An 11556-nucleotide genomic window follows, 5' to 3' on the forward strand; every position below is an offset into this window, starting at 1 on the left:
TTATTTCATTTCTTCCGCGTCTTTTTTCGCTAGTTCTACGATGAATTGTTGAATCGTTTGATGGATGTTTTGCGGTTCTTGTTGCTCCGCGATTTTCTTCAATGTTTTTTTATGTCCAGCAAGTTCCATCAATTGCAGTAAAGCCTGGAAGTGAGCATTTTTATCAACGGCTGCAATGACGACGACAAAGTGTAACCGTCCGCCTGACGAAAGTGCCAGCCCATCATCGATATAAAGCAAGCTCATTCCGAGTTCGTTCACGCCTTTTTCGGTTTCCGCATGAGGAATAGCAATGGTTTGTCGCAAAATAATATGGGCAGAAGGTGTCGCGTGTTGCCTTATCATTTCACTAACATACATGTCTGAAATCGCGCCTTTTTGAAGTAACGGCTCTGCAGCCACCCTAATTGCAGCTTGCCAATCCGTCACTGACTGGACGCGTTGAATCATTTCCGCTGGTAATAAATCCGCCAACTGTTTCTTCTCATCTACAAAACGCTCCGTGGCTTGCATTGGCTGCGTCAAACAATCCGCTAACGCCTTGGCGAGCCTTGTTTTATCTGAAATCGTGGCATGTTTTTCAATCGTGCGTATTAATTGTTCAACGCTCACACCATTTTCACCAATCATGTAAACCGAACGCATCACACGCCGCCGCAACTCCAACCGTTCCTGCTCCCCCATCAACTGGTTAATCAAGAACAACTTCTTCTCCGTCTGCAAAGGCACCGCTGAAAAAATTAAATCATACCGCACATTCGTCCGCTCAAATTCCCGAATCGACATCGCCTGGTAAAAAAAGATTTCCGGGAACAAACTCCGCAACGTCTTCTCCATCAAACGCGAAATCGATAACCCGTTCGGACAAACAACTACTGCCTTCAGTCGCGTCTGCAGCCGTTCCGTCGTATCAATCAAATGCCCACCAATAAACAGTGTAATGAAAATACTCTCGTTTTCTGGAATCTTAGCCCCGATAAAATTTTCTAACGGCTTGAGGGATTGCTTCACAATATAGTGCACCGCTTGAAATTCCTGATCGATCTTATCCAAAAGACTGTAATCCGTCGTCAAATGGTATTTAATTCGATAATACGCCGGCTTAATATGCGCAAATAATTTTTCCAAAAGCTGTTCCTTGTCTACAAATTGAATACATGCTTTCTTTTCAAACTCGCCTAACACTTGATTTACCGCCATTTTCAAACGCGGCGACGCCTCATTCGTCAAATCACTATTTGGCAACACATTCGACGTCAGTAGTTGCAGCGAAATATACAATCGCTCCGTCTCCGAAATATACGGCTCATCCTCAATCAACAACTGCACCGCGCCATATTCCTGCGTATCCGACAGCTCATTAAAATCAATAAAAAATTCCGTCGTAATCCGCTGACCTGCCCGAATCCGCCTGAAAATACTCTCCAGAATATACGGCAAAATCTGCATTTTGTTATCAATAAACGTCAAGTTCAGCCGTACCTCCACAGCAACCAACTGATCTCTAATCTTGTCCACTTGACCCACTTCAATTTGCATAAAATGCCGTAACAATTGCTCCCCGTGATAGCTCGCAATAATATGTTGCGCCGCATAAATCAAAGCCGACCGCTGGTTCCACTCATCACCTCGAATTTGGTAACCCTTCATCCGCGAATAATGAACCTCCAAACGAAACGTATCGAATACCGCCTGCACACCTTTCAAATCCCGCAAAACCGTGTTTTTACTAACTTCAAGTTCACTAATAAAGTGATTTAACGACAATTCCTCTTGATTCGTAGCTAGCATTAAAATAATTAAGCTTATCCGCTCTTTCTCGGATAAAATATACGCGTCATCCTCCTTTTCATTCGCATTTATTTCGACTAACTGAAACAGATCGGGTTCCACAACGAAACGTCCATTTGCCGACCGATGAATTTTTGGATAGGCTTGCTCATCCAGCCAATGATTTACTTTCTGAAAGCTGTAATCCACCTGCCTACGCGTCAATCCGAACTTTTCTTGCAGCTTGGCATTTGATATATTAGGATGCCGCAAAATCTCTTTTAACAACAAATTGCTCCTTTCATCCAAATACATGTTATCCCCCCTGTTCTCTTTTATTATAAATTGCTTTTCGTAAAAATTGTACACGCTTTCATCCCAAAATCTTGTTACCCGATTGTACAACGTGGGGCTTTACTTGTGATTTAATTAACACGCACACCGCTCAAAAAACACAAAAAAACCCGTCTGGCGCCCAACTTGCGTGCCACTACGAGCAAATTAAAAAACCACGTCTGCCTCAACTATACGGGGCTAACGTGGATATTTCAATAAGAATTATTTAACATGAAAAGCAATTCAAACAACTATGTAAACAGGCTTACTATTCCAATCATTAGAAAGCATGTATAAGCCAGAGAATAAAGAACACAATCGAAAGCGAAGCCGTTCCCCAGATTAGCTTAGACTCTTTCCAAATCGCTTTGTTCTGCTGTTCCCTATATGTTTCAACATCCAAGCTAGCCGTCCCGTCCGTCACAATATTAACCACGATTGGCGCCTGATTATGCGTATCCATCTTCTCCCGTAACGGAAAGCGATACTCCTCACCACAAATCGTAAATTTCAGTTCACAAGCCTTGGAGTTAGACGCCGGAAGGTATAAACTTCTCTTCTCTCCAATTTGAAAATCGTGCCCCTGCTCACTTTGGTTGCCGCTCACTAAGTATGTATTCATGATTGTATGCCGCGTCTTATTTTCTATTTTTATTTCGTGAGCAGCAACTGGCCCCACAAATAAATGCATCAAATTAGACATCGCACTCCATCCTTTCGATATTTATCCTTTTTTATTTCCAAGAGATTTGCCACCATGATGCGGGCATCTCATCTGGTATCGAATGAATAGTACCAACCAACGCAGAAACTGACCAGATAGAACAACAGCCGTTACGATTAAATCCCCTAGCGCTCCCATTAAGCTTCTCTTCATATGTATCCGTTCTCCTTTATTTTGAATCAGGTATAACAAAAGAACTCGAACTAAGTTCACTATGGTGCATAGGAAACTTGTTGAGCTCTCTTTTTTCACGTAACCCTATTTCATTCATCTCAGTAATTAGTGATCTATCTTTATTTAATAAATAAGACTTAAATGTATCATTTTCTTTACTTTAGTGCTAGCCGAAGTAAGCATGTTTGTTATATAATGGATTCAAGTCTTATTTCGTCACTCAAGTTTTCAATTAACTAATTTTAAAAATTTCACATTAAGCGTACATCGTTTTCTAGAGATACTTATTAATTCTCCAGAAGTAGTACTATGCATCGATTACCCAAATTAATGGACCCATCATATGTTATTTCACCCCTCTGCTGTTCAACCATTACATGTTCATATTATAGCTATTCTATGTAATATTGTTGTTTTTGTTCCTTATTTCCATCAATGCATAATTAAAAATTGGAGGCGTTATCATGAATTTTGGAGCGACCATTAAGAAAATTAGAAAAGATAAAAACCTCACACAAAAAGAACTATCCGATGGTATACTGACGCGCTCGCATCTTTCTCAAATTGAAACTAACAATTATTTTCCATCCTATGATAAATTCTTTTTACTTCTTGACCGATTAAATGTTGTGTTCGAGGAATTCCTTTTTATTCAAAATGATCAAAAGATGCAATTCAAACAGCAGATACGCTCAAAAATAAGTGAGGCGGCGAACCTGAATGATACAGAGAAACTCAAGAATTTAGCTATTACCGCAAAAGATTTGCATGAAAAAACCGAGGATATTACTTATTATCACTACATGTTAATCTGCAAAGCTTTGATTTCTTATAACATGACTCATACAGTTAATGATGAGATGATTAAATTTGTGAATCCTATCAAAGAATATTTATTTAAAATGGATAATTGGTATTTGTATGAACTGAAATTATTTAATAATATTATCTATTCTTTAACAGTGGAGGAGGCTTTATTATTTTCACGTACTTCCTTGAAACGATTGGATAACTTTCAATATTTTATGGAATTTCAACATACGGAACAACACATTTATTTAAATCTATCCACACTTTGTATGGAGTATGAAGATTTTGAAGCCGCTAAGTATTTTGCTGAGATAGCCATTGAGAAGGCAAAGAAATACACTCTAGTTTATGAAAAAATTTGTTCGGAGATGAATAATGCTATTGCTCGCATCAAACTGGGTGAAGGAGATACGGCCTATGAAGTGATAAAGAAGAATATGCTTATTATAAATTACTTAGAGTTTGAAAATTTACATAAGCATTTTTCTAAATTTTTGAAGAAATTCAAGATTGAAGTGGATGTTTAAGCGCTATTACTTGCTTATATGTAATTTCATAAGTACTTTATAAAAATACGAAAGAAGCCGACACTGTATATGAATATGTCGTTGGCTTCTTTTTGTATCCCTTTTACTATCGTGTTTTTTCAAATCATCTATATTCCAATAATTATTCTACCATCCCGATATCCAAAACATGAAAAACATTCGTTACGTCTTTGTTTTGATTCATAAAGACTAAAGCAAAATTTGAGCCGTCTAACAATTCTTTTTTCTCGGATGCTGTAGGTTTAGCTTGTAACGCAAGCACAGCTTTATACTTGTATCCAAAACTTCCTGATTCCATAGCTGCTACGTTGTTAGAATAGATTGGTGGATTGTTCTTATCTAGTAGGTTGTCAAACTTGTCGTGTCCTTCCGCCTCAATAACGCTATAATACGATGGTTGTTTTGTATTACGTAACTTAGTATCCATTGCTTCTGTAAACCGTACTTCAAAACTAATTTCAAGTGTGTCTCCAACAAGCTGGAAGACAGGTTTATTCATTTGCATATCTGATGGTATCTCTTTTTGGTAGTCTTCAATGGATGTATATTGTTTTTCTTTTATCTCAGCTACATTATTTGGTTTTGTTTTCTTATCTGATTTCGTTTCACTAGGCGACGCGCATCCCGAAATTGCACCCGCAAGGACCAACGAGATCATACCAGCTACTAAATACTTCATAACTTATAGTTACTTGGAAGTTTTATTTGAATACTGCGTAGTAGAGTAATTAGGATTGACATATGTTACACTCCCTTTAAATTATGTTCATTTTGATTTGAATTTCTTTTCCCTTTATATATTTCTTGCCGATAATATTTGAGCATATAAATTCTTGAATAAAATAAAGCACGTTAGCCATGCTTGATTCAATTTCACAAAGTTCACCTCACATTCTGTTAGATTTCCCTATTATATGGTTAATATATAAATTTGATATCATTCTTAATATTTCGTATACTTAATTAGTAATCATCAAAACACCAGATATTAGATTGATATCTAATCTATACTTTTATACTAATGGTTTTATTTACAAAATAGTCATTGTGTTATCTATATCTATCAAAGATTTATCACGGGGGTTAAAAAATGAATTTTGGAGAAACTATAAAACAAATACGTACAGATAAAAACTTGACGCAGACACAGCTATCTGAAGGTATACTAGCTAGAAATCATTTGTCTCAAGTTGAAAATAATAACTACTTTCCATCCTATGATCGCGTTTTTATGCTTTTAGATAGACTAAATGTAACTTTTGAGGAATTTTTATTTGTTCAAAATGATTTGCAACCTCACGATAAGCAACAGTTTCGTGTTGAAATTAGTGATTCAATAAATCTTCATGATTATGAACAGTTAAAACATTTATCGAAAGAAGCATACAGCCATTACGAAGAGACTACCAATATCATTTATTATCACTATATGTTAATTTGTAAAGCTATGATTGAATACGGTCCTGATAATACTATAAATGAGGCGATGGTTCAGTATGTCGCGCCAATCAAAAAATATTTGCTAGATATGGATAACTGGTATCTTTATGAATTAAAATTATTCTCAAGTATTCTTTTTGCCTTGGAAGTCGAAGAAGCTGTTTTTTTCTCGCGAAAGGCATTCAAACGGTTGCATGCTTTTCGGTGTTTCATGGAATACCAGCACACGGAACAACACCTCTATTTAAATTTGTCGACGCTTTGTTTGGAGCACGGGGATTTCAAGGCGGCCAAAGATTTTGCTAAAACTGCTGCCGACACCGCAACAACTTACAGGCTTATTCACGAGAAAGTCTGCTCTGAATTAAATCATGCCATCGCCTGCATTAGACTCGGTGAGGGTTCAGAACACTATGAAACAATCAGAAAAAACATGGTTGTTCTGGATTACTTAGGTTTCGATACGTTGCACAGGCATTTTATGTTGTTTTTAAAGAAATATGAGATTGAGGTTAAGTAGCCCATTCATAAAACTCCAACACGCCTCTAACGAAAAAAGCCAGATTCGCAAATTATCGCGTCTCTGGCTTTTCTATGCTTTTAGCTAATCACGCAACAATACGAACTCATCGGTAATAGGTCATCTAGTTGTATTAACTTGGTTTGTGTGAGAAGCAACTCTTTAAACTTAGCGGGCAATGCTTCTTGTTTCGCGATTTCTTCTGCGATATTCTGTGTCACGAACGAAGCTTCCCAGCGCGCGTCTTGCATTTCTTTGATCCAAATATCGCCTTCGCTCGTTACTCTCCAACCTTGTTTTTGCGCCATTTCTTGGATGTCTGCTGGTGTGATGAATGTTCGGACGTTGGACTGGGTTTCGGATTTGAACGCTTCGTATTGGGCTTGTACAAGGACTGCGAGTAGGTGGGATTGTTGGCGGGAGTCGCTGATTTGTGGATTCCATTCCGAGAAGCAAATCCGTTTTGCCCATTTTTTCAAGGTTGTGAGCATTTCTAAAAACTCGGATTTGGTGCTGAAATACCAGGATGCGTGCGAGATGACTGCGACGTCGAATGTGTTTGCTTCAAAAGTTATGTCGCCGCGTAAAATGTCGGTTTCTAGTTGAAATTCGATGCGGCTTCCTAGTTCGGACTGTTTCAAATGTGTCGTGGATTGGGCTAGTGTGAACGGGGCGCCGTAGTCTGGGGATGCGATGTCAATGGCGTGAACGGAGCCTGATGCGCCGACGTAATGTGCTAAAACTGCGGTGGTGTCGCCTTGTCCGCAGCCGACTTCAAGGACGCGCTCGCCTTCTTTTATCTGCCAAAAATCGGCCAATTTCATACGGTGTTCGGTTTGTACTAACTGAATGTCATCTGATGCTGCGTCGCGCAACATGCAGGATACGATTTTTTCAAGGGGTTTCATTTTTTCACTCCTGTTTTTGTGTTTTTAACGCCTTACTTTACAATTTTAAGCAGTTTCTTAACGTTCTCTTTACTAAAACTCCAAACAAATCGGCTTTTTGATGGCTATAATAAAGCTCATGAGGAGGGGAAAAGATGAATAAATTTGTAACTGTTACTGGTGTTATTGTTGTTAGTAGTTCGTTGTTGCTTGCGGGGTGCACTCCTGGGGATATCGATTCGTTCGCGGCGAAACAAACGCAAAATCAAGTGAAGCCTGGTGCTCAGATTAAGCTGGATGGCGCGGTGAATATTCGTGATTTAGGTGGTTATAAGGCGGCAAACGGGAAAACGATTAAGCCTCATAAGCTGATTCGTGCGGCCGAACTTACCAATCTTTCGAAGGATGATATTAAAAAGCTGACCGCTACATACAAGTTGGCGACGATTGTGGATTTCCGGACGGATTCGGAAGTAAAAGCAAAGCCTGACCCAACGATTAAGCATGTAGACTATATTCACGATTCGATTATGAAAGACAATGGCGCGTCCACTAGCATGGCTGACTTAATGAAGAGCTTGGCGACAATGGATAATCCGGAAGATTTCTTGATTGCTGCGAATAAAAGTTTCGTGACGGATCCGCAATCTATCGCTGGTTACAAATTATTTTTCCAAGAGCTGTTGGATAACAAAAATGGTGCGGTTCTCTGGCACTGCACGGCTGGTAAAGATCGGACTGGTTTTGGTACAGCGCTCGTTCTGTCTGCACTTGGCGTAAAACAGGACACGATTATGAAGGATTTCTTGCTTTCCAACAAATATCGCGCGGCTGAGAACAAACAGACGCTGGATGCCCTTGCCAAACAAACCGATAATAAAAAGGTGCTGGACGGCATGAAAGCGATTCTTGAAGTTCGCCCAGCTTATCTGAACGCAGCGTTCGACGAAATCAAAGCCAAATACGGTAGCACAGACGCATTCCTCAAAAAAGGACTCGGACTTTCCGCAAAAGATATTCAAAAACTACAAAAAATGTATTTACAATAAAGGAAAAAATGTGATTGGCAAACCCGCGCAGAACAAAGCGCAAATTGCCAGTCACATTTTTGTTTATTATTCGATTTCTTCTCCGTAAAACTTAGTTTTGGCACGGCAAATTGGGCATTTTACTTTGTGTTTCTCGCTTTTGCAATGGCCTTCGTTGTCTGGTGATACTAAACGATATGCTTTTTTAAGTAGCGGGATGGCGATGACTACGCCGATTAGTGTCATTAATGCGATGAAACCTAAGAAAATAAGGCTCGCCGCTACACCAATCACAAAGATTTTCTTTATTGTATGTCCTAGATCAAAGCGTTCTTCCTCTTCCATTTCGAATCAGCTCCCTAGATATTTTTTCTTCCAATTTCAGCATAACACGTTACTTCTCAAAATCAAGTAAAAACTGACCGAGGCCACCAGTATCGTGATGTCCTGCGACGTAATCGGCAATCGCCAATGTTTCGGGAATGCTGTTTTCCATCGCAACGCCCATTTTGGCAAGTTCAATCATGCCGATGTCGTTTTCGTTATCGCCAAATGCGATTGTTGTTTCTAAATCAAGCCAGCCTGCTTCATCTAAAAACGCTAAGCCATGCGCTTTATCAATGCCTACGTTCATGATATCTACTAAAGTTTCGCCGGAAGACATGACTGATAATGGTAGTTTTGCCAAGGCATCGCGTACTGCTTGGCGCGTTTCTGCTTCGTCTGATAGTACGAGAACTTTTAGTGGGAACTCGCCTGCTTGAACGATTTCGCCAACAACATCATCTGTAATTGTTAGTGGAACTTGTTCGTTTTCTGGGAGTGTTTTGTTCGCTTTGAGGAATCCGGCAATTTTCCCAGTTGGGGTTGGGCCTAGAATACGCTCTGTCGTGTAGACGTGATAATCGACGCCATATTCGCGAACCGTTTCGATGACTTGCGCCAATAAATCATAGGAAATATCGCTTTTCATCAAGATTTCATTATTAACAAAATCACGTACTAGCGCACCGTTACACGAAATAACCGGCATCTTGATATCTAGTTCATGCACGAACGGCATGATCGCTAAATCAAGCCTTCCCGTCGCTAACACTAGTTTCTTGCCTGCCTTCTGCCAATCCAATAATACTTCTTTATTTAGCGGCTGAATCTCTGCTCCACCTTTTGCAAGCAGCGTGCCGTCCATATCCGTTACAACTGTCTCCATTTTCACAAAAATCACCTTCCAACACTCATTTGAAACGCCTCAAAAAGCTTCACGCCGTTTTCCAAGTTTGCCAAAAACGAAGAATTTAGTAGCACATCGAGCTCGAATAAAAGCGGGACATGCGTCATTTTTTCCTCGGTCGCTAGCAAAATAAATAAGTTTACCGATTCACCGTGTATACAAAATGGCTCCTTCACGTGCAACATGCTAATGCCTGGCTGGAAAGAACCGTTTCGATAGTCCGTATGTAACAAAATCACGCCTTGAAACAAAATCATCAAACGTTTGTCTTCCATTACGTCATGCGCGATTTGCTCCATGTACTCCGTCCTGATCCACTTGCGATCAAGCAACGGTTTGGCAAGCAGCGACAACACATCCGTAAGCGACTCCACCTGCTCCTCTTCGAAAAACAATTCCTCTTTCCGAAAATCAGCTAGCGTCACTAAATCCGAATGCACCACTGCGCGATCCTCATCGGTATACAACAACTCCACTTGGTCAAGCAATCGCTCATCCGGGGCGCCATTACTACTCGAATTATAAAGCAGTTTGCGCAACTTGTCACGCCTTCCCATCACCTTATCCGGACTCTTCTTAATATTAAAAAGCCGCCGCTTATCCTCCTCAGACAGCACAGCCCCAACATAAATCGTCTGCCCCGTCGTATGAATATACTGCATATCCGTCGTCACACAAAAATTAATTTTCTGATTCAAAAATGGCGCCATTCCCGTTGAAAAAATGCCTTCCAATACCATCTCGGGCAACAATTGCTTAATTTGCGTCGCTAAAAGGGAATTTAGCACATCTGCATAATCCGACACAATAATCCATTTCGCCGGCGCCTTCTTGGACTGTTCTTTCACAATCGCCTCTTCGAAAAACAACGCAATGCCCGCAATTTCTTGTTTTGTTAAACCATGGGCAAAATATTTCTGGAAAAGCCAGTTCGGCGATAAAGTTTGAACCATTTTTTCAGTGAGGCGGAATACTTTTTGATACTGTTTGGAGATTTCGTGTAGAACTGGTGGATGGATTTTGATTTGGAAAACATGGCGGTAATGAATGACTTTGATGTGGGTTTGAATGTTTTCTACCAGGCGATAGCGTAATTTGAAGTAGATTCCTGAAATTTGTTCGAAGATAGTAACCATTGTTTCGGTCAACTGGACGAGTTCTTCAAACGGGGAACTTTTGAAATGGCCGTCTACGTTTTTTTCTACGCAAAGAAGAAGCATGCCGTAATAGAGTGCCTCTTCTTGGGGAACGGGTTGCTGGAACACTTGGGAGACAACGCTTAGCATCGTGTCCGCCGCCCGATATTCCAGCCGTTCCATAATTACAATTCGTTCGGAAATTTGCCATTCTGGATGTTTTCCCGCATCACTCCGCCGCGCAAAAAGCAACATTGCCTGCGCTAGCCGCTTTACATCGTTTCCCGAAATCTCCTTGTTCAAAATCTGTTCGGTCTGCCGCAAAGCCGCCTCTAAGTCCGCCAGTTGCGCACAATCTAGAGCCACAACCCGCGCTAAAAAAGTAAAAGTCTGCTCTTGGCCACCCTCACCCATTCTGTGAATCACTTGGTAAATCTGCGTCCGCCGCTCCCGCTCCGACATATCTAAAAAATAGCCACGCGCCTTGCTCGACAACACTTCTCGGCTCTCCTTCAGCGACGCAATGTCCTTTACAATCGTATTTCGCGAAACATCGAAAATCTCCATAAAGTCGCGCAAAAACCATTTTCTTAATTCCAGTAAGATTAATAATTCCAAGACTTGTCTGCGTTCGCTCGTTTTTAACGTATATTGGTGCGTTTCACTTTCTGCCAGCCAGTCTTTGATTTGGTCGGCTTGTTCTGTATTAATAACCAAACCACCACCTGTTTTGCGGTAAACAGGCGGTAATTTGACATGTCGCAACATCGTATCTAATTTTTCGGTGTAGTAATAGATCATTCGGCGGGAAAGCCCTGCTGCGTTGGCCATCGCCGTAATACTCGAAATCTCTAGGCGTTCGCTTAAAATTTTAAGGAATAAGCAGTAATTCGTATCTAAATGTAGCATTTTCTTCGCCTGCCTTTGCAAGTAAGGTTTCTAACACCATCAT

At 40.4% G+C, this 11556-nt stretch carries 11 protein-coding genes; 3 read left to right on the plus strand and 8 right to left on the minus strand.

Annotated features, from left to right (window positions below; translation table 11 throughout):
* From EP57_RS14790 to EP57_RS17030, 3 genes are all read right to left on the minus strand, one after another.
* Positions 1-2085 carry a BglG family transcription antiterminator gene (locus EP57_RS14790; RefSeq protein ID WP_052167711.1) on the minus strand — a complete coding sequence of 695 codons (2085 nt, stop codon included), beginning with the start codon at positions 2083-2085 and terminating at the stop codon, positions 1-3.
* Between the two features lie 301 nt (positions 2086-2386).
* Positions 2387-2809, minus strand: a complete 423-nt coding sequence (locus EP57_RS14795) for a hypothetical protein (RefSeq protein ID WP_036087963.1) — start codon at positions 2807-2809, stop codon at positions 2387-2389.
* A 21-nt stretch (positions 2810-2830) separates the two neighbouring features.
* The gene (locus EP57_RS17030) at positions 2831-2983 is read right to left on the minus strand and encodes a hypothetical protein (protein WP_159106441.1); all 153 of its coding nucleotides are present in this window, start codon (positions 2981-2983) and stop codon (positions 2831-2833) included.
* A 485-nt stretch (positions 2984-3468) separates the two neighbouring features.
* Here EP57_RS17030 and EP57_RS14800 point away from each other — a divergent pair, with 485 nt between their 5' ends.
* The gene (locus EP57_RS14800) at positions 3469-4341 is read left to right on the plus strand and encodes a helix-turn-helix domain-containing protein (RefSeq protein ID WP_036087964.1); all 873 of its coding nucleotides are present in this window, start codon (positions 3469-3471) and stop codon (positions 4339-4341) included.
* Between the two features lie 142 nt (positions 4342-4483).
* Here EP57_RS14800 and EP57_RS14805 read toward each other — a convergent pair whose 3' ends face one another.
* On the minus strand, positions 4484-5041 hold the full coding sequence (locus EP57_RS14805) for a hypothetical protein (protein ID WP_036087966.1): 558 nt from the start codon (positions 5039-5041) through the stop codon (positions 4484-4486).
* Positions 5042-5452: 411 nt separating this feature from the next.
* Here EP57_RS14805 and EP57_RS14810 point away from each other — a divergent pair, with 411 nt between their 5' ends.
* A complete protein-coding gene (locus EP57_RS14810) occupies positions 5453-6322 on the plus strand; it encodes a helix-turn-helix domain-containing protein (RefSeq protein ID WP_036087969.1) in 870 nt (289 codons plus the stop codon).
* 80 nt (positions 6323-6402) lie between these two features.
* On the opposite strand, the gene EP57_RS14815 is transcribed toward EP57_RS14810, so the two are convergent.
* Positions 6403-7230 (minus strand): class I SAM-dependent methyltransferase, encoded by an 828-nt coding sequence (locus EP57_RS14815; protein WP_036087971.1) that lies wholly within the window; start codon positions 7228-7230, stop codon positions 6403-6405.
* A gap of 134 nt (positions 7231-7364) precedes the next feature.
* On the opposite strand from EP57_RS14815, the gene EP57_RS14820 reads away from it, so the two are divergent.
* Positions 7365-8258 (plus strand): tyrosine-protein phosphatase, encoded by an 894-nt coding sequence (locus EP57_RS14820; RefSeq protein ID WP_036087973.1) that lies wholly within the window; start codon positions 7365-7367, stop codon positions 8256-8258.
* 66 nt (positions 8259-8324) lie between these two features.
* On the opposite strand, the gene EP57_RS14825 is transcribed toward EP57_RS14820, so the two are convergent.
* Genes EP57_RS14825 through EP57_RS14835 form a run of 3 tightly spaced genes read right to left on the minus strand, consistent with a single transcriptional unit; the run spans position 8325 to position 11513 of the window.
* Positions 8325-8582, minus strand: coding sequence for a hypothetical protein (locus EP57_RS14825; protein ID WP_036087975.1), 258 nt, complete (start codon positions 8580-8582; stop codon positions 8325-8327).
* A gap of 49 nt (positions 8583-8631) precedes the next feature.
* Positions 8632-9462: a Cof-type HAD-IIB family hydrolase gene (locus EP57_RS14830; RefSeq protein ID WP_114983005.1), complete on the minus strand. Its 831-nt coding sequence runs from the start codon at positions 9460-9462 to the stop codon at positions 8632-8634.
* Complete coding sequence (locus tag EP57_RS14835) at positions 9459-11513, minus strand: BglG family transcription antiterminator (RefSeq protein WP_036087977.1); 2055 nt, start codon at positions 11511-11513, stop codon at positions 9459-9461. Before EP57_RS14835 ends, EP57_RS14830 begins: the two co-directional genes overlap by 4 nt.
* Between the last annotated feature and the right edge of the window lie 43 nt (positions 11514-11556).

The sequence above is a fragment of the Listeria booriae genome (assembly GCF_000766865.1).
Lineage (GTDB): Bacteria > Bacillota > Bacilli > Lactobacillales > Listeriaceae > Listeria_A > Listeria_A booriae.

Bases quoted from the DNA above. Each gene is read 5' to 3' on its own strand.
- EP57_RS14790 (WP_052167711.1), bottom strand. From the start codon at position 2,085: ATGTATTTGGATGAAAGGAGCAATTTGTTGTTAAAAGAGATTTTGCGG.
- EP57_RS14795 (WP_036087963.1), bottom strand. From the start codon at position 2,809: ATGTCTAATTTGATGCATTTATTTGTGGGGCCAGTTGCTGCTCACGAA.
- EP57_RS17030 (WP_159106441.1), bottom strand. From the start codon at position 2,983: ATGAAGAGAAGCTTAATGGGAGCGCTAGGGGATTTAATCGTAACGGCT.
- EP57_RS14800 (WP_036087964.1), top strand. From the start codon at position 3,469: ATGAATTTTGGAGCGACCATTAAGAAAATTAGAAAAGATAAAAACCTC.
- EP57_RS14805 (WP_036087966.1), bottom strand. From the start codon at position 5,041: ATGAAGTATTTAGTAGCTGGTATGATCTCGTTGGTCCTTGCGGGTGCA.
- EP57_RS14810 (WP_036087969.1), top strand. From the start codon at position 5,453: ATGAATTTTGGAGAAACTATAAAACAAATACGTACAGATAAAAACTTG.
- EP57_RS14815 (WP_036087971.1), bottom strand. From the start codon at position 7,230: ATGAAACCCCTTGAAAAAATCGTATCCTGCATGTTGCGCGACGCAGCA.
- EP57_RS14820 (WP_036087973.1), top strand. From the start codon at position 7,365: ATGAATAAATTTGTAACTGTTACTGGTGTTATTGTTGTTAGTAGTTCG.
- EP57_RS14825 (WP_036087975.1), bottom strand. From the start codon at position 8,582: ATGGAAGAGGAAGAACGCTTTGATCTAGGACATACAATAAAGAAAATC.
- EP57_RS14835 (WP_036087977.1), bottom strand. From the start codon at position 11,513: ATGCTACATTTAGATACGAATTACTGCTTATTCCTTAAAATTTTAAGC.